The 23396-nt window shown below is 55.9% G+C and carries 19 protein-coding genes and 1 pseudogene; 12 read left to right on the top strand and 8 right to left on the bottom strand.

What is annotated here, in order from left to right:
• The first annotated feature begins 222 nt into the window (after positions 1 to 222).
• Positions 223 to 1971, top strand: coding sequence for a phospho-sugar mutase (locus AC3WQH_RS06525; RefSeq protein ID WP_492331953.1), 1749 nt, complete (start codon positions 223 to 225; stop codon positions 1969 to 1971).
• On the opposite strand, the gene AC3WQH_RS06520 is transcribed toward AC3WQH_RS06525, so the two are convergent.
• The gene (locus AC3WQH_RS06520) at positions 1968 to 2675 is read right to left on the bottom strand and encodes a hypothetical protein (protein WP_197186401.1); all 708 of its coding nucleotides are present in this window, start codon (positions 2673 to 2675) and stop codon (positions 1968 to 1970) included. The genes AC3WQH_RS06525 and AC3WQH_RS06520 overlap by 4 nt on opposite strands.
• 269 nt (positions 2676 to 2944) lie before the next feature.
• Between AC3WQH_RS06520 and AC3WQH_RS06515 the strand changes: the two genes are divergently transcribed.
• The 5 genes from AC3WQH_RS06515 to AC3WQH_RS06495 are packed head-to-tail and all read left to right on the top strand — an operon-like array spanning position 2945 to position 8712.
• Complete coding sequence (locus AC3WQH_RS06515) at positions 2945 to 3928, top strand: GDP-mannose 4,6-dehydratase (RefSeq protein ID WP_005833752.1); 984 nt, start codon at positions 2945 to 2947, stop codon at positions 3926 to 3928.
• Complete coding sequence (locus tag AC3WQH_RS06510; protein ID WP_007783323.1) at positions 3928 to 5169, top strand: glycosyltransferase family 2 protein; 1242 nt, start codon at positions 3928 to 3930, stop codon at positions 5167 to 5169. The genes AC3WQH_RS06515 and AC3WQH_RS06510 overlap by 1 nt, the downstream gene beginning before the upstream one ends.
• Before the next feature lie 31 nt (positions 5170 to 5200).
• On the top strand, positions 5201 to 6157 hold the full coding sequence (locus AC3WQH_RS06505; RefSeq protein WP_238501447.1) for a GDP-L-fucose synthase family protein: 957 nt from the start codon (positions 5201 to 5203) through the stop codon (positions 6155 to 6157).
• Complete coding sequence (locus AC3WQH_RS06500) at positions 6154 to 7260, top strand: glycosyltransferase family 4 protein (protein WP_221843294.1); 1107 nt, start codon at positions 6154 to 6156, stop codon at positions 7258 to 7260. The genes AC3WQH_RS06505 and AC3WQH_RS06500 overlap by 4 nt, the downstream gene beginning before the upstream one ends.
• A gap of 24 nt (positions 7261 to 7284) precedes the next feature.
• Positions 7285 to 8712, top strand: coding sequence for an FkbM family methyltransferase (locus AC3WQH_RS06495; RefSeq protein ID WP_492331952.1), 1428 nt, complete (start codon positions 7285 to 7287; stop codon positions 8710 to 8712).
• 78 nt (positions 8713 to 8790) lie between these two features.
• Here the strand turns inward: AC3WQH_RS06495 and AC3WQH_RS06490 are convergent, their stop codons facing one another.
• The 5 genes from AC3WQH_RS06490 to AC3WQH_RS06470 all read right to left on the bottom strand — a co-directional run bounded on the left by AC3WQH_RS06490 (position 8791) and on the right by AC3WQH_RS06470 (position 13980).
• Positions 8791 to 9687: an NAD-dependent epimerase/dehydratase family protein gene (locus tag AC3WQH_RS06490; RefSeq protein WP_290426455.1), complete on the bottom strand. Its 897-nt coding sequence runs from the start codon at positions 9685 to 9687 to the stop codon at positions 8791 to 8793.
• A 31-nt stretch (positions 9688 to 9718) separates the two neighbouring features.
• Positions 9719 to 10486 carry a glucose-1-phosphate cytidylyltransferase gene (gene rfbF / locus AC3WQH_RS06485; protein WP_290426454.1) on the bottom strand — a complete coding sequence of 256 codons (768 nt, stop codon included), beginning with the start codon at positions 10484 to 10486 and terminating at the stop codon, positions 9719 to 9721.
• The gene (gene rfbG, locus AC3WQH_RS06480; RefSeq protein ID WP_197186398.1) at positions 10483 to 11586 is read right to left on the bottom strand and encodes a CDP-glucose 4,6-dehydratase; all 1104 of its coding nucleotides are present in this window, start codon (positions 11584 to 11586) and stop codon (positions 10483 to 10485) included. Before rfbG ends, rfbF begins: the two co-directional genes overlap by 4 nt.
• Entirely contained in the window at positions 11583 to 12953 is a 1371-nt protein-coding gene (locus tag AC3WQH_RS06475) for a sugar phosphate nucleotidyltransferase (RefSeq protein ID WP_005833764.1), read from the bottom strand. The genes rfbG and AC3WQH_RS06475 overlap by 4 nt, the downstream gene beginning before the upstream one ends.
• A gap of 178 nt (positions 12954 to 13131) precedes the next feature.
• Positions 13132 to 13980, bottom strand: coding sequence for a hypothetical protein (locus tag AC3WQH_RS06470; RefSeq protein ID WP_005833766.1), 849 nt, complete (start codon positions 13978 to 13980; stop codon positions 13132 to 13134).
• Between the two features lie 216 nt (positions 13981 to 14196).
• On the opposite strand from AC3WQH_RS06470, the gene AC3WQH_RS06465 reads away from it, so the two are divergent.
• On the top strand, positions 14197 to 15045 hold the full coding sequence (locus AC3WQH_RS06465; protein WP_005833768.1) for a DUF1698 domain-containing protein: 849 nt from the start codon (positions 14197 to 14199) through the stop codon (positions 15043 to 15045).
• Positions 15046 to 15242: 197 nt separating this feature from the next.
• A complete protein-coding gene (locus AC3WQH_RS06460) occupies positions 15243 to 16430 on the top strand; it encodes a glycosyltransferase family 2 protein (protein WP_039971545.1) in 1188 nt (395 codons plus the stop codon).
• A gap of 6 nt (positions 16431 to 16436) precedes the next feature.
• Here the strand turns inward: AC3WQH_RS06460 and AC3WQH_RS06455 are convergent, their stop codons facing one another.
• Positions 16437 to 16781 (bottom strand): DUF1360 domain-containing protein, encoded by a 345-nt coding sequence (locus AC3WQH_RS06455; protein WP_005833772.1) that lies wholly within the window; start codon positions 16779 to 16781, stop codon positions 16437 to 16439.
• 94 nt (positions 16782 to 16875) lie between these two features.
• Between AC3WQH_RS06455 and AC3WQH_RS06450 the strand changes: the two genes are divergently transcribed.
• Entirely contained in the window at positions 16876 to 17973 is a 1098-nt protein-coding gene (locus AC3WQH_RS06450) for a peptidoglycan-binding protein (RefSeq protein ID WP_492331951.1), read from the top strand.
• Positions 17974 to 18028: 55 nt separating this feature from the next.
• Here AC3WQH_RS06450 and AC3WQH_RS06445 read toward each other — a convergent pair whose 3' ends face one another.
• Positions 18029 to 19645, bottom strand: coding sequence for a hypothetical protein (locus AC3WQH_RS06445; RefSeq protein WP_492331950.1), 1617 nt, complete (start codon positions 19643 to 19645; stop codon positions 18029 to 18031).
• A gap of 143 nt (positions 19646 to 19788) precedes the next feature.
• On the opposite strand from AC3WQH_RS06445, the gene AC3WQH_RS06440 reads away from it, so the two are divergent.
• From AC3WQH_RS06440 to AC3WQH_RS06430, 3 genes and pseudogenes are all read left to right on the top strand, one after another.
• Entirely contained in the window at positions 19789 to 20673 is an 885-nt protein-coding gene (locus AC3WQH_RS06440; RefSeq protein WP_026557779.1) for a glycosyltransferase family 2 protein, read from the top strand.
• 106 nt (positions 20674 to 20779) lie between these two features.
• The gene (locus tag AC3WQH_RS06435; RefSeq protein WP_007783300.1) at positions 20780 to 21982 is read left to right on the top strand and encodes a BMQ_0737 family morphogenetic spore coat protein; all 1203 of its coding nucleotides are present in this window, start codon (positions 20780 to 20782) and stop codon (positions 21980 to 21982) included.
• A gap of 167 nt (positions 21983 to 22149) precedes the next feature.
• A pseudogene (locus AC3WQH_RS06430) lies at positions 22150 to 23396 on the top strand (hypothetical protein); the annotation flags it as partial.

Here is a 23396-nt window from a genome sequence, read left to right as displayed (position 1 = left end):
CCTTGCTGGCTCCTGTGCTGTCCAGCACGGCAATTTTCGCACTGTTTTATTTATATGCAAACCGGCTGGCAAATGTTTTGCGCCTCTTCCCATAGCCAGCTTCGGGCAAGCCCCTGACGGCCGCAGCCGAAAGCAATTTTGCCAAGAAGCCTTCACTCCCCTCCCCGCCCGGTAATATCTTAAAGCAACGACCAGCATTTTTCGGTGGGAGTGAAGACAACCATGACAACAGATTGGCGGGTACATTATACACGCTGGAACGAATATTCAGACCTGGAACCTGAGCTTCGCCGCCAGCTCGAACAGTTGGCAGGCGACGAAAAAAAGCTGGAGGACTGCTTTTACAAGCCGATTGCCTTCGGAACGGGTGGCATGCGCGGCGTCATGGGTCCGGGAATCAACCGGATCAACGTGTACACGATCCGCAAAGCTACCGCTGGTCTTGCCCTGTACCTGCTTGAACAAGGGACAGACCCGGCCGCGCAAAAGGTGGCGATTGCCTACGACTCGCGCGCCGATTCGTACACATTCGCCCTGGAGACGGCAAAAGTGCTCGGACATTACGGCCTGACAGCCTGCCTGTTCGAGCAACTGTGCCCGACGCCGCTGCTCTCGTTTGCTGTACGCCACCTGGGAGCGAGCGCAGGGGTCGTCATCACGGCGAGTCACAATCCGCCCGAATACAACGGCTACAAAATTTACGGAGCGGACGGGGGCCAAATCCCGCCGGAAGCAGCGGCGCGGATTTTTGCCAAAATCGAGGAAGCCGGAGACGAACTGCGAATCGGCACGAGCGAAGTGAGTGCGCTCATCAACAACGGCCTGCTGCAGATGATCGGGGACGAAGTGTTTGCCGCCTACATGGCCTGTCAAAAACAGTTGCGCCTCCCCGCCGCCGAGCTTGCCCTCCGCACGCACCAGCCGCGAATCGTCTTTTCCCCCCTGCACGGCACGACCCTCGCGCCGATCACGCAAGGCTTGCAGGCCTTTGGCTTTACGCAGGTCAAAGTCGTCTCGGAGCAGGCTAAGCCTGATCCGCTGTTTCCCACGGTCGCCACGCCCAATCCGGAAGAGCCGGAAAGCTTCCGGCTGGCGCTGATGCAGGCACGCAAAAAAGGCGCAGACCTCATCATCTGCACCGATCCCGATGGAGACAGGCTGGGGGTGGCGATCCGGACAGGGCCGAACCAGCATCTCATCCTGAACGGAAATCAGACAGGCGTCTTGCTGCTCGACTATCTTTTGTCGCAAGAAAAGCAGGCGGGGACGCTGCCGGCCCAGGCTGCCGTCGTGAAAACCGTCGTCACCTCGGAAATGGTTCGGGCGATCGCCTCCGACTACGGAGTCGCCACAATAGATACGTTGACCGGGTTCAAATACATCGGCGAAAAAATTCACGAGTTCGCGCAAAGCGGCGCGCATGCGTTTTTGTTTGGGCTGGAGGAAAGCTGCGGCTACTTGCGCGGCGATTTTGTCCGGGACAAAGACGCGGTGCAGGCAGCCTTTTTGCTGGCGGACGCGTGTGCCTGCCAGCTCGCGCAAGGCTCCAGCCTGCACCGGCGTTTGCAGGAGCTGTACGAAACGTACGGCTACTTCCGGGAGGACCTCGTTTCCATCACGTATCCGGGCAAAGCCGGAATGGAGACGATGACCGCCATCCTCGCCGCTCTGCGCAGCAAGCCGATGGCATCTGTCGAAGGACATCGCGTCAGCTCGATTGACGACTATTTGCACGGCAAGCGCTGGCTGTCGGCGACGAACGAATCGGAGCCTTTGCCCTTGCCCGCAAGCGATGGCTTGAAGTACACCCTGGGCGAGCACGGCTGGTTTTGCATCCGCCCCTCTGGCACGGAGCCGAAAATCAAGCTTTATTTTGGCGTGAAAGACACATCAGAGAAAGCTGCGCTGCAATCGCTGGCGGACATCAAAAAAGCGGTTCTTGCCTATCTCGAGCAGCTTTTGCCCGCCTAGATTTCCAGCCAGGGGCCTGTTCCGTGCGGATGGCCCCCTCCGGCAGCGCCGTAGCTTGGCGGATGGTAGGCTGCTTCCGGAGTAAGCTCGGCAAAGCCGGATCGCGCAAGCAAATCACGGCGAACAAAAAAGGCGTTCACCCCGCGCGAGTCCGTCCCGATGAGCGCATAGCCGAGCTTTTTCCCCAATTCGGCCAAGGAAGTCAGGCTCGCGCCAAAATAGGTGGTCCCTTTCCACGAAAACGCCGGATCGTAGGCGACCACCCGTTTTTGCGGCGGAGGAAAAGACGCGTTGTATTCGATAATCACCACTCGCGGCTTGTAGGCGTGCAGCGCTTTCCACACCCAGTAATCAATCCCGTCCAGATCAATCGTCAGCAAATCAAATTCTGGCGGAACCTGCAAGCGGGCAAACAGGGCCGCGATGTTTTCCATCGTGATGAACGCCTGATGAGTAGCTACCTGGGGATAGACGGCGTAATTTTGCTGCAAGTACAGATGCTTGAGCGGGTGCCCCTCCAGCAGAATCCCGGACCAGTTGTGCACGCAGGCCAGATTGCGAGACATGCATTCCTCGCCCGTCTCGACGCCAAATTCAACAAAAAACCGATTCGTCGTCCCGATTCTGGAAAACAGTTCCTCGACGATGCCGTCTTCGCCGTTTTGTGAGAAAATTCGCTTTTCATAGCGATTGATGGAGTCCATCTCGGTTGTGCACCTCCCTTTTGGCGCTCTTTTCTTCATCGTATTTGGGATGCGGCCAAAAGGCTTAGTCATTTGCTCCCCTTGTTCCATAAAAAGGCGTACAGCACCTGCCCTTCCTTTTTCATGCGCCCTGCAAACTGTCGAGCCGCAAAAGACATTCGCCGTGCCAGCCTGTGCATGTTTTTACTATATATAAAGCATCTGCTTTCTCGCTTTTCAGGCGGTTCGCCTGTATTCGCCAAACCATCACGAACAAGGGGGGACGCCTCTTGAAAGCTTTGATTACAGGCATTACCGGTTTTGCCGGCAGCCATTTGGCAGAGTACCTGCTCGCGCGAGGCGACGTCGAAATCTACGGAACCTACCGGGCACGCAGCCGGATGGACCATATCGCGCATATTGTGGATCACATCCGGCTCGTGGAATGCGAGCTGCAAGACCGCGAAGCTGTCGAACAGACGATTGCCCAGATCAAGCCGGAGCATATTTACCACCTCGCTGCCCAAAGCTTCGTCCCCGCCTCCTGGAGCTCTCCTGCCGAAACGTTAATGAACAACATCGTCAGCCAACTGCACATTTTTGAAGCGGTCAGAGCGGCGGATATCCCGTGCAAAATCCAGGTGGCATGCTCCAGCGAGGAATACGGCCTTGTCTATCCGGAAGAATTGCCCGTGCAAGAAACGAACCCGTTGCGCCCGCAAAGTCCGTACGCCGTCAGCAAGATCGCGCAGGACTTTCTCGGCTACCAATATTATCAAAGCTACGGGATGTCCATCGTTCGCACCCGCACCTTCAACCATACGGGTCCGCGACGAGGAGAGCGGTTTGCCACCTCGAACTTCGCCAAACAAATTGCCCAGATCGAGCTCGGCTTGCAGCCCCCGCACGTGTACGTAGGCAATTTGCAAGCGAGGCGCGACTTTACCGACGTGCGCGATGTCGTCAAAGCGTACTGGCTCGCACTGGAACGGGGCGTGCCCGGAAGTGTCTACAACATCTCTTCGGGAAGCACGCGCACCATCCAAGAAGTGCTGGATACGCTGCTTTCCTTTACCTCTGCTCCCGTCCAAATTTTGGTCGATCCAAAACGGCTGCGGCCTTCTGACGTGGAGGTCTTGCTCGGCGACGCTACCGCTTTTTGCGAGCAGACGGGCTGGAAGCCGGAAATCCCCTTCCGCCAGACGATGCGCGACCTGCTGCAATACTGGCGGGACACGCTGCAAGCCCAAGCGCGAAAAAAGGGGGAAGGCTGATGGGACATCCGGACCTGCCGCTGGTCAGTGTCATTACCCCTTCGTTCAACCAGTCCGCTTTTATCCGCAAGACCATCGAAAGCGTTTTGAGCCAGGACTATCCGAACATCGAGCACATCGTCGTCGACGGCGGCTCTACCGACGGCACGCTGGAAATTTTGCGGGAGTACGCGCATCTGGGGGACCGCCTCCGCTACATTTCCGAGCCGGATCGCGGTCAGTCGCACGCGATCAACAAAGGCTTGGCGATGGCGAACGGTCAGATCATCGGCTGGTTGAACTCCGACGACAAATACATGCCGGGCGCCGTCGCAAAAGCGATCAACGCCCTGACAGCCCATCCGCACTGGGCCATGGTTTACGGCAACGCCCTGCACATCAACGCCGAGGACAAGATCACCAGTGTCTACCCGACGAAGCCGTTTTCCCGGCAGGCGCTGTTTCTGTTTTGCATCATCTGCCAGCCGTCCGCTTTTATCCGCAAAGAGGTGTTCCAGGCGGTCGGAGGCGTGGACGAAAATTTGCACTATTGCATGGATTACGATTTATGGATGCGCATTTCCAAGTCGTACGCGGTCGGCCACATCCAGGACTTTCTCGCCGCCTCCCGCCTGCATCCTGCCTGTAAATCTATCGCGCTGGAGGTCGATCTGGGCCTGCCGGAAATTTTGCTGGCCAGCGTCCGCCACTTCGGCACAGTCGCCAACCATTGGCTGTACCATTTTCTCACCCACTACCCTGACAAGGGCGTGTTCTGGTACCTCGACCTGTTCAAAAGCCACCGGGTTTTCGGCGACACGCCGATTCTCGTGGACAGCAACCGCCATTCTTCTTACTGGGTTCCGCCGCGCTACCGGCTGCACCTGCACGTCGATCCGGCCGAGCCGATGCACGCGCTGGTCATCAAAGGCGTAAACCTGTTGTTCAACCAGCCCGTTCATGTGCACGTCATGGTCAACCAGACGCCCGTTGCCCATCACGTCATTCCGGCCGGGCCGTTCGAAACGAGCATCCCGTTTCCCGTCAAGGAGCCAAACTCGGTCGTCGAGCTTGTGTGCAGCCGCCAGCAAGCGCTCCCGGAAAGCGAAATGGCGGCGAGCATCGGTACCGTCAGCTTTCAGGTGCAAAACGTAGTGCCGCTCTCCGCGCAGGAGTACCAGTTTTATTTGCAGTACAAAAAAAATCCCCGGGATGTCGCTGGCTGGCTGTTGAAAAACAGGAATCCAGTCCCTTCGTTGTGACCACATCCGCGAAAAGGAAGGTGTTGCTTTCATGAATCTGTCGGACAAACGAATCGTCGTTACCGGCGGAGCAGGCTTTCTCGGAAAGCATGTGCTAAGCCAGTTGCAAGCCCGGCACTGTCAGCATGTGTTCGTGCCGAGAAGCCGCGACTTTGATTTGCGCAAAGAAGACGACATCGTCCACATGTTGCAAACTTTTGCCCCGGACATCATCATCCATCTCGCTGCTGTCGTAGGAGGGATTGGCGCCAATCAAAAAAACCCCGGCAAATTTTTTTACGACAACCTGATGATGGGCACCCAGCTCATGGAGCAAGCGAGGCTGTTTGGCGTGAAAAAGTTTGTCGCCATCGGGACGATCTGCTCCTACCCGAAGTTTGCGGCCGTCCCTTTTCGGGAGGAAGACTTGTGGAGCGGCTACCCGGAGGAGACGAATGCCCCGTACGGCCTGGCGAAAAAAATGATGCTGGTGCAATCGCAGGCGTATCGCGAGCAGTACGGCTTCAACTCCATTTACTTGCTGCCCGTAAACCTGTACGGTCCCCACGACAACTTCGATCTGGAATCATCGCACGTCATTCCGGCCATCATCCGCAAATGTCTGGAAGCCAAGGAACAGAACAGAGACGAGATCGTGCTCTGGGGCACGGGCAACGTCACCCGCGAGTTTATTTATGTAGAGGATGCCGCACGCGCGATCGTGCTCGCCACACAGCACTACGACTCCTCTGATCCGGTCAACATCGGCTCTGGCGAGGAAATGACGATTCGCGAGCTGGCCGAAACGATTCAAAAGCTGTGCGGGTACGAAGGCCGGATTGTGTGGGATGCAAGCAAGCCCGACGGACAGCCGCGGCGAAAGCTCGCGACAGATAAAGCGACAGCCGCGTTCGGTTTTACCGCCTCCACTCCGCTGCTCTCGGGCTTGCAGCAGACGATCGACTGGTACCGCCGGCACAGGCGCGACGAAGAGGTGAAGACACTGTGAAAATCGGAGTGAACCTGCTTGCCTGCATTCCCGGAAAAATCGGCGGCATGGAGCAGTACGTGCGCAACCTGCTGGCCTACTCCATCCAAAGCGGCGATCAAAACCAGTGGTTCTTGTTTTTGACCAAGACCAACTACCACACCTTTCCCAACCATCCGAAAATCCAGAAGGTGATGATGCACGACCACATTGATGCGCACAAGCAGTTCCACAGTTGGATTCGCGGCCTTCGCCTCGATCTGTGGTTTTGCCCGCTCTTGGTGTTGAACCCGTTTGACGTCTCCATTCCGAGCGTCATTAACATTCCCGACATCCAGCACGAGTTTTACCCGCAGTTTTTCGACGACAACTCCTTGCAGTGGCGCAAGTCGACCTACCAATCGTCCGCGCTGAAAGCCAATGCGGTGCTAACTCTGTCGGAATACTCGCGGGAGAGCATCGTCGCCAAATTCGGGGTTCCGGCGAATCGCGTGCACGCCATCCATCTCGACTCTGCGCATGAGTTCACCCTGCCGTTCCACGAGACGAAAAATCAGCTTGTCCGGCATAAATACAAGCTGCCTGCGCATTACGGCTTTTATCCGGCCAACACGTGGTGGCACAAAAACCACGTCTCGCTGCTGCAGGCACTCGCCTATTTGCGCGACGAGCACAAGCTCAAAATCCACATGGTGTTCACCGGAGCGCCGCAGGAAGCGCACGGGCAGGTCATGGCGACGATCAACCAGCATCAACTGTCCGACCAGATTACGTGGCTGGATTACATTTTGCAGGAGGAAATGCCGTATTTGTTCCGCAACGCGAACTTCCTCTGCTTCCCGTCCTTGTTTGAAGGCTTCGGAATCCCGCTCGTTGAGGCGATGCGGACCGAGCTGCCGATCATCTGCTCGAACAACGGCAGCATTCCCGAGATCGTCGGAGACGCCGCCTTGACATTCGACCCGGTTTCTCCCGAAGACATCGCCAGAAAAATGGTCGAAGTGCAAAACGAGGAAGTGCGCTCTGGGCTCATCGCCAAAGGATTGCAGCAAGCGAGCAAGTTTTCCTGGTCCAAATGCGCGCAGCAGACACTCGCTGTCTTGCACCAGGTGGCAGGAAAATAACGCAATCACGAAAGGAGCATGCTCATGTCACGTATGGACGAAATCCGGCGGGTGTGGCAACAGGAGTTGCGCATTCCCTTTCCCCTCACCGCTCAGGAGACGTGGGATTTCTGGCTGCTGGAATCCCCGCAGTACGAGGTCAAAACCGCAGCCGTCACCGACTACGGAAAACGCCATCAGATTCGCACCTTCATTGAGACAGGCACATGCCGCGGTTACATGGTAGCTGCGCAAAAGGCGGCGTTCTCGCGCATTTATTCCATTGAGCTGGACCCCGCCCTGTACCTCGCCGCCAAAACCCATTTTGCCGCCGACGAGCACGTATCCATCCTGCACGGAGACAGCAGCAAGGTGCTGCCCGAGCTGCTCGCTTCCATCACGGAGCCTTGCCTGTTCTGGCTGGACGGACATTACATCCCGCTGTCGACCGAATCCGCCAAAGGCAATCTGGATACGCCGATTTTGGAGGAGCTGGCGGCCATCCTGTCCCATCCCGTTCGCAATCACGTCATTCTCATCGACGACGCCCGCTGCTTCATCGGCTCGAACCCGCTCTTGAAAGACTACCCGACCATCGCCGAACTGAAGCAATACGTTGCCGACCTGCGCCCTGATTTGCACTTCGAGGTCAAGGACGACATTATCCGCATCTACACGCCGATCCCGCAAAATGCGCAAAAAACGGTCACCTTCCGCTTGCCTTTTGACGACAAATCGTTTCTCGTTCACGGCAGCTCGTCCGACCAAAGCGTTTTGTACTACATCGAAATGGCGGGCGGCCTATACGAAGAATACGTACTCAACGTCCTGAAGCGCGTCGTCCAGCCCGATTACACGTGCCTGGACATCGGCGCCAATCTCGGCACAATCTCGCTCGCGCTCAGCCATCTGGCGCCGCGCGGCAAGGTGTACGCGTTCGAGCCTTCTGCCGTCAACCTCGCCTTTATGAAGCAAACGTTGCACGACAATGGCGCAAGCAACGTAGAGCCTGTTCCGCTCGGCGTATTTGACAGAAACGGCATCATCGAGTTTTGCGAGGTGGATCGCGGGGGAGGCTGGTCGTTTATCGCCAGCGAAGCGACCTCTGCCGCTACGAACACGATCTCGTGCACGCGCCTGGACGACTGGGTCGCCGCTCGCAGCCTGTCGCGAATCGACCTGATTAAGCTCGATGTGGAAGGCTCCGAAATCCAAGTATTGCAGGGGGGCATGGAGACATTCAAAACGTTTGACCCCGATCTGGTCATCGAGTTCAATCCTGACAACTTGCGCGGGTATTTCGGCAAGGACCCGAATGAGCTGTTCCTCTGCTTGTTCGCCCTCTACTCGCATCTGTACCTGATAAAACGGGATGGCGGGCTGATGAAAATCACCTCGTACACCCAACTGCTGGATGCCATCAAGCCGTTTCACGGCGACCTGTTTTGCACAAACAAAACAATCCTGCTTTGATCCGCAGCGAAAGAAAACCCCGACGAAAAAAACACCCGGCTGCCTCCCCCGAAACGAAAGGGCGCAGCCGGGTTGTTTTCAATTTTTCGCTGTTTGTTGCAAGGTCAGCGCCAAGCCTTCCTCCATCGACACTCTTCCTTGCCAGCCAAGCGCCTGAAGCGCGCGTGTGTCGGCCTGTGAGCACATAAGCTCCCCCGGCCGCTGCGCCAGTGCTCCGAATTGCAGTTGCGCCGTCGAGCGGGTCAGCGAATGGATTTTTTCCACCAGCTCGCGAACCGTGGTCGCGCTGCCCGTTCCCACCTGATAGTCCATGTACCTTGCTGGCAGCGAGTCTTTTTGCCGCAGCACGAGCAAATACGCCTCCACTACGTCAGCCACATACACAAAATCTCGCTTCTGCTCGCCGGAAGTAAGGGCGATCCTGGCCCCGTCCCGCATGCATTGGCGGATGATGAACGGGATGAATTTATCGGGCTGGTCGCCTGGCCCGTACACATGTTCCAGCCGCATATTGGCAAACGTCAGTCCGTGCTGTTTGGCGGTGAGCGCTCCCCATTCGGCAAACTGCTTTTTCGTCAGATGATAGCCCGCCAAATGCGTCGCGCCCGCAGCCGGGGAAGCGCGGGAAAACGTATCGGTATTCACAAACAACCCGGTTCCTTGCTCGCAGCATGCGTGGAGCAGGCGCAGAGGGAACAGCACATTGGCTTCCACCAGCGCCGCGTCCGACTCGTCCCGGCGTCCGTAAGCGGTTGCGGCATGAATGACGGCGTCAAAAGGGCCGTGCCGGGAAAAAACAGAAAGCAGGTCTGCCGCATCCGCATCGCAGGCGGCAAGCTCACTGGCGATATCTTCCAGCCGAGAGCAATCCGAGGTGCTCCGCTTCAAGATCGTCACCTGATGGCCCTCCCGCAGCAGCGCTCGCGCCAGATGGCTGCCCAAAAAGCCCGTCGCTCCGGTGAGCAATACTTTCATAATCGGCCCCCTTTTGCCTCGTCTGGCCGCGCTACTTCCACTCCGCTTTTCCGCTTTTCCATAAAGACTCCAAGTAGTTTTTGTCGCGCAGCGTGTCCATCGGATGCCAAAAGCCCGTGTGCCGATAGGCAGCGAGCTTCCCGTCCTGCGCCAGTTGCTCCAGCGGCCCCTGCTCAAAAACCGTCGCGTCGTCAGCCAGATAGGAAAAGACCTCCGGCTGCAACACGAAAAATCCGGCATTGATCCAGCCCACGTCGCCACTCGGCTTTTCCTGGAAACCTTTGACCTGTCCGCTGGCAGCAAGGTCGAGCGCGCCAAATCTGCCCGGAGGCTGCACAGCGGTAATCGTCGCCAGCTTGCCGTGCGACTGGTGATAGGCGACGAGCGCGGCGATATCAATGTTGCCTACTCCATCGCCGTACGTGAGCATAAACGGCTCGTCGCCGATGAACGGCTGAATCCGCCTGATCCGGCCGCCCGTCATCGTATCTTTGCCCGTATCGATCAAGGTCACCCTCCACGGGTCGCGGCAGCGATTGTGCAAAATGACTTCGTTGCCCTGGCGAAAATCAAACGTCACATCCGACTGGTGCAAAAAATAATGGGCGAAAAACTCTTTAATCATGTAGCCTTTGTAGCCGAGGCAAATGACGAAGTCGTTGTACCCGTACTTCGAGTAGATGGACATGATGTGGCAAATGATCGGCTTTTCCCCGATTTCAATCAGGGGCTTCGGCCGAAGCTGCGATTCTTCGCCGATTCGCGTGCCATAGCCGCCAGCCAAAATGACGACCTTCATGAAGCCCCCTCCTTTCTGTATTGCTCGATGTGCGCAAGGCACACCTGCCGCATGTCTTCTTTGCGCTGGTAGGCTCTTGTCCATTCGACGATGCGATCCAGCGCCTGCTCGACTGTCCAGTGCGGCCGCCAGTGCAAAAGCTCTCGCGCCCTGGAGCTGTCCAGCTTCAAGGACGTCGTCTCATGGTAGGCGGCGCGGTCGGGGATGTGATAGGTCGCCTGCGCCCCCCATTTTTCGCACAGCCGCGCCGCCAGCCACTCGACGGTTTTGGCATCGTCCGCATCCGGCCCGAAGTTCCAGCTCGCCGAGTAGCGCTGGCTGTCTTCGCACAGCTTTTGCACGAGCAGCAAATATCCGTGCAGCGATTCCAAAACATGCTGCCAGGGACGGATCGCCTGCGGTTGGCGAAGCTGCATCGGCTCGCCGTCGAGCAGACTGCGGAGCAGATCGGGAACAAGGCGGCCAGGCGTAAAGTCGCCGCCGCCGATGACATTGCCAGCGCGTGCGGTCGCAATGCCGATCGGCGGCAAATCAGCCTGCGCTGTTCCCCCCTGAAAAAAGGAGGCCCGGTAGCAGGCGGTCACAAATTCCGCGCACGCCTTGCTGTTGGAGTACGGATCGTGCCCGCCCAGCGTGTCCACCTCCCGATACCCCCACGTCCACTCTTTGTTTTCGTAACATTTGTCGGTAGTGACATTGACGAGCGCCCTGACCGGAATCCCTGCCTCGCGCGCAGAACGAACCGCTTCCAGCAAGTACACCGTCCCCATCACATTCGTCTCATACGTAGCGACAGGCTCGGCGTACGACATCCCGACCAGCGGCTGGGCAGCCATGTGGATGACGATGTCGGGCCTTGCAGCGAGCAGTTCTTCCGTCAGCTTTTGGCTGGCGCGAATATCGCCTGTCACGGAATGAATCAACGAGTCGATGCGGCACAGCGCAAACAAACCCGGCTCTGTCGGCGCTGGCAGCGCGTAGCCGGTCACCCGGGCGCCGAGCGCATGCAGCAAAAGGCACATCCACGAGCCTTTGAAGCCGGTATGCCCCGTCAGAAACACTTTTTTTCCTCGCCAAAAGGTCGCGTCTGGTCGCATCATGCTTCACTGACCATTTCCATAATGTCGTGCCAGCTCATGCCCAGCCGAACGATGTCGTCCTCGACCAGCTTGCTGCCCATTTGCACCTCGATAATATCCAGGTCGCTTATCGCCTTGATGGCATGCTTGGCTCCTGCCGGGATTTCGACCACATCGCCTGGCTTGACGCGGAGCAGACGGTCATTCAGGACAAAATCGCCCTCGCCTTCCACGATCATCCAGACTTCGCTACGAAAGTGATGGTATTGGTAGCTCAAATTTTTTCCGGCGTGCAGGTGAAGCTGCTTGGTCAACACCTCGACCTTGTCGTTCATTTTCTGAAACTGCAAGACGTGGTACCAGCCCCACCTGCGCTCTTCGAACATCGGCCGCCGCGACCAGTCGTTGGCAATGTCTTTGACGATATGGCTTTTGTCCTTTGCCGCGACGAGAATCCCGTCCGGGCTGGCGGCCACAACGACATCCGACAGGCCAATCGTGACAATCGGCAAGTCCAATTCGTTGATGACGTGCGTGTTGGCACTCTCTTCCAGATGCACACGCCCAACCGAGCTGTCGCTCATCTCTTCTGTCAGCGTGTTCCAGGTCCCAAGGTCCTTCCAGTCGCCTTCGTAGGGCACGACCACGACATGCTTGGCTTTCTCGACAATCTCGTAGTCAAAGCTGATTTTCGGCAGCTCCAAATAGCGCGCGACTAGCTCATCGTAGTCGACAGGCAGCTTTTTCTTCTGCAATTCGCCCAGCAAATAGCCCAGGCGAAACGCAAAAACGCCGCAATTCCACAGCGCGCCCTGCGCCAGCAGCTTGTTTGCCGCCTCCACAGAAGGCTTTTCGGTAAAACGCTCGACCTGCAGGCAGCTTTGCGGACCTTTTTTCGTCTGGACCGGAATGATATAGCCGTACTTGGTTGAAGGATACGTCGGCGCGACGCCCATCAGCGCGAGGTCTGCTCCCGACTCTTTGATGACGCGCTCCAATCCTTTGAGCTTTTGAAAAAAATGGTCCTCCACAAACGAATCTACGGGCATGACGGTGACAACCTCGTCTGGCCCCAAATGCTCGACACTGTGCAAATAGCTGGCAATCAACGCGATTGTGGGAAACGTATCCCTTTTTTGCGGCTCCAAAATCAGCGGCACATTCGGCCCCAGTTGGTTGTATATGAGATCCACCTGCGATTGACTCGTCGAAATATAGGCCATATCCAGACATTGATTGGAAGCTAGTTGCCTCCACACCCGCTGAACCATGGACTCCGGCTCGCTTTCCCCGTTGCGAATCAGCTTCAAAAACTGTTTGGAGCGAACATCGTTGGAGAGCGGCCACAGTCTTTTGCCCGAACCGCCCGATAGCAACACCAGTTTCATCCAGGCCACCTCTGTCCGTTAAACTTCATGCATGAATCATCATATGAAACGATGGTAGAGGGTGACCGTTTTGCGAGTGAAAATGGTCTGTTCTCCCGCTTTTTTCCGCAACCGCGCCTACCAGACAAACGCCCCAACGCTACAGGTCGGGGCATGGCCTCTATCGGATTTCCGCAGCTCACGCCTGCGCGGTCCACTTGACTGCGGCGTAGTCGTAAAAGTAGATTCCCGGCTGCCGGGGAATGTGCGGAAACCAGAAGTCTTTCATGTAGCTTTTGGCCGTCAGCCCTTGAAAATGCAGCGAGTACAACCGCTTGAAGGCACCGCTGGCCAGATCCTTGCAAAAAAGCTTTCCGTCGATTGCATACACTTTTTTCTTGCCTGCCAGACTCTCGGCCCAGAGCGGTCGATTCAAATTTTCGTCGAAAAAGGCATCGCCAAACGTCCCGTGCGTATGTGATCTGCCGGAGTAAGAGCGGAAGTAAAGCAGAAAAAGCACCATATCCGACACAAGTGGCACCCCTTCGATCACCTGGTCGAATTCGAGAGTCTTCTGCACAAGCAGCCGAAACATTTGCGGGTTCACAAAATATTGCATCGTCATGTTGCAGAATCGATCCAGCGTGTCCAAGCCTATGAAACTTGTCCACGCGAACTCCATGGAAAACGCTTGAAACTCGGGCTGATTGACATTGGTGTAGAGCATCACGTCCGAGTCCAGGTAAAAGCAGCTCTGCAGCCTGTTTTTGCGCATGAAGTCGCGGAGAATAAACCAGCGCTGAAAACAGAACAGATTATATTCGTAGCTCATGACATGCATGTGCCGATACACCTTCGCAAACATTTGCGCCGTCTGCATGTACGAATCCAGCGGAACATGGATGATGCCCGGAGCGGCATGTTTGCGATTCGCCTCTTTGCCGAGCAGGTAGACGGGAGATTGGGGGTTGCTGAGCTTTGCTTGCCGCAAGCTGTAGGCTAGATAGTCGTCATCGCCCCTGTGCATGAAAATGATAGGCAAGGTCATCGGTGCACCCCTCCTGTTCATTCATTTTTCCTTCACCTTATGCGTTTTTGGCTGCGGCGGAAACGGCCACTGCTTGCGCCTGCTGCCTAAATCCGCCGCCCTGTGCCAGAGAATGGGGGATTACACCCGTTTCCCGCCATCTGCGACGTTCATATCGTAATGTAGCATGATCGCTATTTGGCATAGTCAGCCGATTTTCTCGAAGGAGGTACATGAGTGGGAGGAACATGGACAGACAGGGAAATCCTGGCCGAGATCGGAAAACGTACATGGTACCATAAAATTCAACTGCGCCCTGGGATCGCCACCCCCGGCCTGAAAATTTTGGAGCCGCTCTGGGAGAGTACGCGCAAGTCCAGAGCACACATCAGCTACACGGGCAAACGCGTGCTGGACATCGCCAGCTTTGACGGGATGTGGGCTTTCGAGGCAGAGAAGCTCGGCGCCTCGCTTGTCGTCGCTACCGATTGCATGCAGCCTCTGTACTCCAATTTTGAACTGTGCAAAGACATTCTCGGCAGCAAGGTGCTTCCGTTGTATAACATTTCTCCGTACAACCTGTGGGAAGGGCTGAAAGTGCTGCTGATGGACGATTTTACCGTTCCGCTGCCGTTCCCGCAGCAAATCCGCCACAACTTGTTCGATATCGTTCAGCATACCGGCCTCCTCTATCACGTGCGCGATCCGCTGTGGACGTTGTCGCAAGCGCGCAGCGTCATCAAGACGGGAGGACATCTGCTTTTGGAGACCGCCTGCATCCTGGACGACAACGAATCAAAAATGATCTACAACGGCCCTCCCGGCAACATGACCCGAATCTATCACGACATCACCACCTACTGGATTCCTTCCATCAGGTGCTTGCGGGAAATGCTCGCCAGCACGCTGTTTGAAGTATTGCCGCAAAGCATCTCGACGATCAGCTCGGGAACGAAAAACAACTATCCGATCGGCCGCGTCACCATGGTGGCAAGAGCGATCAGCGGGCGCGAAACCGCCGCCGATTCGTATGCGGAGCTGCTGCGCATTTACCGTAATCCGGGCTTGGTTCCTGACTACCTGTAATCGCTGTACGCACGAGGCACTGTGGACGGGCAACCGGGTGTGCGCTCCCTCACCATCGCGAGGGCGCACACCTGCTTGCTTTTTGCCGCCCACAAAAATAAGAAAAGTATCCCGATGCAAAATCCGGTTCTTGTACATATTGTATTGCAGGCGTGCTGTTTATTGCTGCGCTGACTTCTTGGAAAGGAGTGACAGAAGTGTCTAGTGGGCAGCTACCTCTCGTCAGTATCGTAACCCCTTCCTTCAACCAGGCAAAATTTATTCGCGAGACGATCAACAGCGTGCTTCTCCAGGACTACCCGAATCTGGAGATGATCGTGATCGACGGCGGGTCGACAGACGGTACACTCGCCATTTTGCAGGAATACGCCAACGCGGACAGCCGCTTCCGATATATTTCCGAGCCGGACAACGGGCAATCTCATGCGCTCAACAAAGGTTTTACGATGTCGCAAGGAACGATCATCGGCTGGCTCAACTCGGACGATACTTATCTTCCCGGAGCGATCCGCAAGGCGGTTAACGCGCTTTTGCAACACCCGGCTTGGGGAATGGTTCATGGGAAATGCCAGGTCATCAATGAACACAGCCAGGCCGTCAACACATTTCCTTCCTCGCACGCCGATTCCAAGCAGTTGTACTACACCTGCTGCATCTGCCAGCCCGCTGCTTTTATTCGCCGCCACGTCATCGCGCAGATGGGCGGCGTGGACGAAAAGCTGCATTTTTGCATGGACTACGAACTCTGGATGCGGATCGCCAAGTTTCATCAGATCGGCTTCGTCCCGGAGTTTTTCGCCAACGCGCGCATCCACGCAACCTGCAAGTCGACGACCCAGTGGCACTCGGTCGGGATTCCGGAAGTGTTCAAGTCGCTCGCCAAGCATTATTCGAGCATTCCCAGCGGTTGGGTGTCACACGTCTCGCAATATCGCGGGATGGGCGTCATTGACCTGTTGAAAATATACAAGTCGTTCCCTTCCAATTCCGCGCAAGTCACGAGCATGAACCGTTTTGCCGGCTCATGGGCTCCCCCTGTCCTGCGCATTATCGTCCAGTCCGATCCGGCGAATCCCGCGCACATCCTGCTCATTAAAGGCCAAGTTCCCGCGGCCCGCGCGAAGCTGGAAAAACCTTTTCACTTGACTGCGCTCGTAAACGGGGGGCGAGCCAAGACATTTGCCGTAGAAAAATCGCAGTTCGCCCTGGAAATTCCGCTCGATCCGCGCACGAACGTTCATCGCGTAGACATCTCTTCTTCGCTCATCACCCCATCGTCTGTCCCGTCCTTGCAAAACAGGCTGGTCGGAGGTTATCAGGCCGAAGAAGTGATTCCGCTCTCCCACGATGAATTTGTGGTGTACCAAACGTTTTCCAGAGCGTGACAGACTTCACATGTACAGTCTCGTTTCGATGACGGCCGCCGCTCCCGCGATTGCCAGCAGGAGCAGAATCGGGTAGGCGGCTGGTACATACGCGTACACCGCCACCGTCAATACGGCCACCCACATGCCCATGCACCAGTGGCAACTGAGCAGCTCGCCAATCCAGCGGCGCACTTTTCCTCCTTTGAACCGGTATTGGCGATTCATTTGCCCGCTGGCGTCCGCTTCGTACACGACGGTAAAAAATGGCTTGCGCAGAAAAGAAGTGATTTCGTCATAGACGATCAAATGAGTGAGACGAAAGCTGGCCAACACGAGAATGACCAGGTCAATCCACGAGATGCCAAACATCCACTTTTCCCTCTTTCCAATATTTTGTGGTTTTCTTTGCGGTGGAATCTCTAGTACCATGGGAGGGCGACAAACCAGAGAAAGGCGTGATGACATGAATCGCAACATTTCGAAGATTGCAGCTATCCTTTCCCTGTCCGTCACCTTCACCATGATCGGACAACCAGCCTTTGCCAAAACGACTTTTTCCCCTTTGAAAAAAGGGATGAATAATGCGCGTGTACTCGAAGTGGAAAAAATGCTCGATGCCCTGCACTTCGACCATAAGCTGAAAGTAGACAAGCTTTATACCGCCGACACGGTTTACAACGTCAAGCAATTTCAAAAGAAATACAAGCTCAAGCAAACGGGAATCGTCAACAAGGCTACCTACGACAAGCTGAAAAAGACGTACAATGCGCTTGCGAAAAAGCCTGCGCCAAAGCCGGAAACACCTGCCAAACCTTCCCAGCCAGCCGACCAGTCGATGACGCTCAAGCTGGGCTCCACAGGTGAGCGCGTCAAAGATTTGCAAAAGATGCTCGCCGACCTGGGCTACAAGGTAACTGCGACAGGCAATTTCGACGACTCGACCCGTTTTGCCGTCATGCTGTTCCAATCCCGCAACAAGCAAACGTTGACGGGTGAAGCGGATGCGAAGACGTACAAAGCGATTGAAACCCAGTACAAGAACAACAAAAATCAACCGAAGCCAGACCCGGCACCAACTCCAACGCCGAAGCCGCCAGTAACTCCAGCGCCGACGCCAACCCAGCCGGAACCCCCGCAAAAGCCGGACACGGGCGCACAAGTGCCGTTGCCTGCCGAGCTTACGGCAGACGAAAAAGAAATGGTGCAACTGGTGAACCAGGAGCGCGCGAGCCGCGGACTCGCTCCGTATCAGGTAGACATGCAACTGGTCAAAGTAGCGCGCGTCAAGGCGCAGGAAATGGTCAGCAAAGGCTACTTCAGCCACACCTCTCCGACGTACGGCTCGCCTTTCCAGATGATGGACACCTTTGGTATTCATTATATTGCGGCCGCAGAAAACATTGCCCAAAATCCGTCCGTGAGCGGCGCCCATCAAATGTTCATGAACTCTTCGGGCCACAAGGCGAACATCGTCAGCTCCACCTACGACTACGTCGGGATTGCTGTCGTGAACGGCGGCCCGCACGGAAAAACGTTCGTGCAAATGTTTTTGAAAAAGTAAACCACCCGAATGGAAAAGCCATCATTTCGCTTCCGAAATGGTGGCTTTTTTTTGCTCAAAACGACACAGCGATCCGGTTGTTGGCGGAAAAATGCACCGATTGATCGTTGCAGAGGACGATTCCTTCCACGACGATCGCTTTGCCCGACTCTTGCTTCAGGAAGGAAACCTGGAAGTTTTGAAACGATTCTGCCGACTGCGGGGGAATCACCACTGGCTGGATGGGCGCAATCCAGTATTCGCCCCGCTCCATCGCCTGCGCGAACCAGTCGTCGTCGAGGTATCTCCAGCCTTTCAGGCCGTTGCTTCCTTGCACGGCCAACGTTTCCACGAGCTTTGGCGGCAAAATTTGCCCGCCCATCTTGATCGAATCGGCAGGCGTCACCCGCAGGCACACGATCGGGTTGTACAGCACCTCTGTCCCCGTATTTTTGACTTGCAGCGTGCCGATCAACAAGTACGGCTTCTCGGCTGAGTCGGAGTGGATCAGCGTATAGTCGAAAAACACTTCTGCCGCCGTCCGCGGTTCTGTGGACGGTTCTTGAGGCTGGTCGGATGTAGTTGCTTCTATTGGAATAGGAGCAGTTGCTTCTGCTTGCAGCACCTGCACCGTTCCTGCTTGTTGCGCCGCTCCTGCCTGCTCCACGGCTCCTGCTCGCTGCGCCGCTTCTGCCTGCTCCACGGCTCCTGCTCGCTGCGCCGCTTCTGCCTGCTCCACGGTTCCTGCTTGCTGCGCCGCTTCTGCCTGCTCCACGGCTCCTGCTCGCTGCGCCGCTTCTGCCTGCTCCACGGTTCCCGCGTCAGCCTGCCCCGCTACCGCCTGGGTCGCCCGTTCCTCCCCTTCGTTTTCAACCGCCAGCAAAGCCGCTTCCTGCTGCTCGCTTTCCTCTTTTCCATCCCGCTCATCCTCGTGCGCTTCCGGCCGATCAAGCAACAGCTCTACCTCATCCAGCAGTTCCGCCTCAGCATCTGCCAGCGTCGTCGAATCTGCGGCACGGCTTTCTTCCGTTGTCCATACGCTGGAGTAAAACAGCTTCAAAATGTTCGGCGGGAGGTAGGCCAGCGGCTGAATGCGCAAGCCGCTCTGCATATACTCCAAAATTCCCGAAGCGAGGTAGAAAGCAATTTTTTCCCCATACGTCCTGCGGCGATGCACTTCGGTATGCAGCGGAATTTGCAGTTGGATGTGCACGATTCCGCTAGTTTGCTTGGCGCCTTTGCTCACCTTTTGCTGGCAAGGGATTCCGGTCTGCTTCAGCTCTGCCTGCAGGCATCTGATGAGCTCCCTTTGCCGCTCGTTCTCGTGCGGATACAGAACGAGCCGCGTTTTTTCCAGCAGACGCAGCTCCTTCATGCTGAACCTAATCGCGATATCGGTATTTTTGGCGAGGGCGAGGTTGTTTTTCGTCAGCACGACCTCCATGCCATAATCGGAGACGAACCGCTGCACCTTGCCCAGCACTTCCCATTCATAGGCGGCTTCTGTAGCAGAGCTTCCTGTGAAGAGAACGCAAACCTTGCCTTTCAATCCCGAATCCAGATCAATCCGTTTTTGTTTCGGGTCCCATTTCAGTTGAAATCCGTTTTGCTTGCAAAATAAGCGAAAAGCAGGCAGAGCCGCGTACGGCATCGTCCCGCCACGCTGCCCGCTGTAGTAGACCTCGACGTCCATCTCCGTTCACTCCCTTACGACACTAGCTAAACTCACTCCGCCATATTGTATGAATGCCCAGTGGCAAAAGTGAGCAATTTTGGCACTGGGCGTTCCTTCCCAGGCTGTACGGCATACCATGGCAACTAGAAAGGAGTGGTCATATGTCCGTCGAGCAACCGCCGCTGATCTCTATCATCATTCCTGTAAAAAATGAAGGAGACAATGTGCGCTCCACGATTACTTCCCTCGTCAATACGAGAACGAATATGAGCTATGAAGTCATCGTGGTCGATGATGCTTCTACTGATAATGGCTGTCATTTTTTGCGCCAACAGGAAACCGGCAAAAACATCAAGCTGATTACGACAGAAGGCATCGGGGCCGCTGCCGCGAGAAATCTGGGCGTGGAGCAGTCGCGTGGAAAATATTTGATCTTTTGCGATGCTCACCTCACTTTTGAAAACTTTTGGATCGACCGCATGCTGGAGCTGGTTCTCACGAAAAAGGCGGACGGCGTCGCCCCGGGAATCGCCTCCATGACCGAGCCGCACAAGATCGGCTACGGCCAAAAGCTCGATCAGAAGCTCGGCGTCGTCTGGTATCCGAACCCGCATCGCCCTTCTCCGGTCGCGATTTTGCCAGGGGGCTGCTTTCTCGTCACGCGGGAGGCGTTTTTGAAGGTGGGCGGCTTTGATCGCGGCTTTCGCGTCTGGGGCTTTGAAGACATCGAATTTTCCATCAAAATGTGGCTGTTCGGATTCACTTGCCTGGTCCATCCGTCCGTGAAAATTTTGCACCTGTTCCGGCAAACCCATCCTTATACAGTGGTGCACGAGCACATCTACTACAACATGCTGCGGATGGCGTACAGCCATTTTAACGAACAGCGGATCGAGGCGACGAAAAAGCTCATCGTGTACGCGAATGCGAACGAGATCGAAGACGACGTCCTCACCTCCGGCGCAGCGGCCCAGCGAATCCGCTACCTCGCCCAGCGCAAGCGCGATGACAACTGGTTTTTCCAACAGTTCCAGATCCCGTTTTGATCCGTCCTTCACCTAAAAATGGGCATTCGTTGACAAGCAAATTTCCCCTTGCCCACATAGTATGTAACTGCAAAGCAAATCCCCTAGGAAAGGAAGGATTCTTACGGTGAAACATCCTGTGAAGCCCATTATGGGTCGCCAGCTCCCTACACCGACGCCGACCGCTACTCCTCCGATCCCGAACAACCTTCAGGAAGAGTGTATTCGCGTCCAAAAGGTGTACGACTGGGTCGTTCTAGCTAACAGCTACCGCAACAAGATTGCCCTTCCCGACGATTGTCGAGCGCTTGTGGACGCAGCTATTCGCGCTGGGCAAGAAATCACGATTTCGTGCGTGGAGCCTGTGTCTCCCGGACCTTCTTGCAATGTCGTCAGCATTCGCCGTGAAAACATCACCGTCAATGGAACCACCGTTCGCGTAGGTGTCGTCCGCTTCGTGTTCGGCGCAACCGTTGTCGTGCGTATATTCGCAGACGGAACCCCACTCTGCGAGTTCACGACAACCGTCCAGTTCGATCAGGAGGTCGTACTCTGCCTGCCTGAACCACTCGACGAGGACAACATCGTTTGCCGCATCAGCGCCCTGGAGTGCAACCCAACTGGAAACGTCCTCCTCGGCGGCATGGTTCAACTCGATGTCATTGTCTGCGTGGAAATCCAGGTCGAAGCGGAAGTCAAACTGGAAGTGCTGGCCAAATTCTGCTCGCCACGTCCTAACAACATTCCTGTACCATCGCCAACGCCTTCCTTCCGTTGCCCGCCGATCACGTTCCCGCCACAATGCCCGCCAATCTTCCCAGTTCGCAACTGCGATTGCCAGGCGTCCGTGAACGCACTGATTCCGAACGTTTCGATCAGCATCGGTATCCCGCTCGAACTCGCCGTCGGTACTATCCAACTGATCGCCGACATCTGCCCAAGCTGCGATCCGTCCAGCAGCTCGTTTACCTTTAACTTCTTTGACACTGTCCTTACTGATCTGTTGGGCGACCAAAGCTTCAACTTCTCGCCGACTTCGATCAGTTCGCCGACATGCATTACCGTCCTGCCAGGCATCGAGCTGTTGACTGGTCTCGTCGTGACAGGTACCGGGGTAAGAACGTTTACCGCAACCGGCACCCAAGAGATCCTGACCTACTCGTTGACTCTCGCCGAAACTGGCCTTGGCCTGCCGGACGTCATAATCCTGACTCTGACCGATACAAACGGCGTTCTCGTCTTCTCTGCCAACATCACCATCGTTCCAGACGAGCAACTGCTTGTGCGCGATTGCGTCACCTTCCAGGATATCGTCATCACCACACCGTAAAGACTCCGCGACCAATAAATGCGTTCCTACCGGGAGAAGGCCATGGCTTCTCCCTTTTTTGCGTTTCGTCTGCGGTTTCGTTTGCTCTACCGGGATACATGCACCATTTTGCATGCGTTACATATGTCTATAGAGGATTATCTTACGGAAAAAAGGAGGACAACACGGTGCTTAAAAAGAGAACCTCCAGCACAAGCAAGCCCAAAGCCGGAAACGAGAAGCTCCTTTTGCTGAAAAAACAGGCGTACTACTACGAAGACAAAGCAAACCAACTGGGCCTGCGCGTCGTGGAGCTTGAAGAACAAATAGAAGCGATCAGCCAGGAAAACCAGGAGTACCAAAACCAACTGGAGGAGCTGCAGCAGACGCTTTCCACGCTGGATCAGAAAGCAAATGAATGGCAACAGTACACCGATCAGTCGCAAAAGCTGCTCGCCGAGCTGGAAGCAAAGCTCGACCACTACCAGAACCTGTCGCAGCAGCGCGAAAAGGCCATTGCCGCCTATAAAGACCGGGAAGGCAAGCTGAAGCAAACGATCGAAGAGTTGAAACAAGAAATACACAACCAGGAAAAGTCTCCCTGTCTGGCAGAGGCGCTCTCCAAGCACGAGGCCCAGGAAGCCCACTTGCGGGAGCATATTGAACTGCTGCAGCGCAGGGTGGAGAGCTTCGAGAAAAAAGAAGCGCAATGGGAGCAACGGCTGGCCGAGCTGAAAGCATTCGAGTCTGCGAGCGAGCACGCGCTAAAGCAACTGGAAAGCGCGAGGCAAAAAGAAGCTGAATTGACGCAGATTATCGCCTCCCAGGAGCAAATCAATGCGAAACTGCATGAAGAGCAGCAACAGCAGCGCAGTAATATGGAAGAACTGCTTGCGGAACGCCAGCATTTGCTCGAGGCGATTACCCGGCTGGAGCAGCAGGAACAATCATGGAAAAAAGCGTTTGACCATATGCACACCGAATACGAGAGCGCGCAGCAGATCGAGCAGGAGCAGCTTACCCAGTTGGAACAGTTGCAAGGGCAACTGGCGCAAAAAGACGCCGAGCTGCAAGCAGCCCAGCAAGCTTACGAGGAACTGAGCGACCAGCACGTCCAGACGCTGGAACAGCTCCACACCGCCACACAGCAGCTCGATGCATCGAGCAAACAGTTGGAAGATACGACCTCGCAGTTGCACAGCACCTCTGCCCAGCTCGACGTAACGAGCAAGCAGTTGGAAGACGCGACCTCGCAGCTTCAAAGCACCTCTGCCCAGCTTGACGAAACGAGCAAACAGTTGGATGACACGACCTCGCAGTTGCACAGCACCTCTGCCCAGCTTGACGAAACGAGCAAGCAACTGGACGCCGCTTCCGAACAGCTCGAAGCTGCCAAAGATCGCGAAACGCAGCTTTTGGCGAAGCAACAGCAGTT

Source organism: Brevibacillus sp. FW301-21C12A (assembly GCF_058788915.1).
Note: the sequence above shows the minus strand (reverse complement) of the source record. Positions and strands in the feature narration are given on the sequence as shown.

Excerpts from the sequence above, each read along its gene's own strand:
- rfbF (WP_290426454.1), bottom strand. The coding sequence starts at position 10,486 with ATGAAGGTCGTCATTTTGGCTGGCGGCTATGGCACGCGAATCGGCGAA.
- AC3WQH_RS06520 (WP_197186401.1), bottom strand. The coding sequence starts at position 2,675 with ATGGACTCCATCAATCGCTATGAAAAGCGAATTTTCTCACAAAACGGC.
- AC3WQH_RS06450 (WP_492331951.1), top strand. The coding sequence starts at position 16,876 with ATGAATCGCAACATTTCGAAGATTGCAGCTATCCTTTCCCTGTCCGTC.
- AC3WQH_RS06495 (WP_492331952.1), top strand. The coding sequence starts at position 7,285 with ATGTCACGTATGGACGAAATCCGGCGGGTGTGGCAACAGGAGTTGCGC.
- AC3WQH_RS06525 (WP_492331953.1), top strand. The coding sequence starts at position 223 with ATGACAACAGATTGGCGGGTACATTATACACGCTGGAACGAATATTCA.
- AC3WQH_RS06505 (WP_238501447.1), top strand. The coding sequence starts at position 5,201 with ATGAATCTGTCGGACAAACGAATCGTCGTTACCGGCGGAGCAGGCTTT.
- AC3WQH_RS06440 (WP_026557779.1), top strand. The coding sequence starts at position 19,789 with ATGTCCGTCGAGCAACCGCCGCTGATCTCTATCATCATTCCTGTAAAA.
- AC3WQH_RS06510 (WP_007783323.1), top strand. The coding sequence starts at position 3,928 with ATGGGACATCCGGACCTGCCGCTGGTCAGTGTCATTACCCCTTCGTTC.
- AC3WQH_RS06445 (WP_492331950.1), bottom strand. The coding sequence starts at position 19,645 with ATGGACGTCGAGGTCTACTACAGCGGGCAGCGTGGCGGGACGATGCCG.
- rfbG (WP_197186398.1), bottom strand. The coding sequence starts at position 11,586 with ATGATGCGACCAGACGCGACCTTTTGGCGAGGAAAAAAAGTGTTTCTG.
- AC3WQH_RS06470 (WP_005833766.1), bottom strand. The coding sequence starts at position 13,980 with ATGACCTTGCCTATCATTTTCATGCACAGGGGCGATGACGACTATCTA.
- AC3WQH_RS06475 (WP_005833764.1), bottom strand. The coding sequence starts at position 12,953 with ATGAAACTGGTGTTGCTATCGGGCGGTTCGGGCAAAAGACTGTGGCCG.
- AC3WQH_RS06455 (WP_005833772.1), bottom strand. The coding sequence starts at position 16,781 with ATGTTTGGCATCTCGTGGATTGACCTGGTCATTCTCGTGTTGGCCAGC.
- AC3WQH_RS06490 (WP_290426455.1), bottom strand. The coding sequence starts at position 9,687 with ATGAAAGTATTGCTCACCGGAGCGACGGGCTTTTTGGGCAGCCATCTG.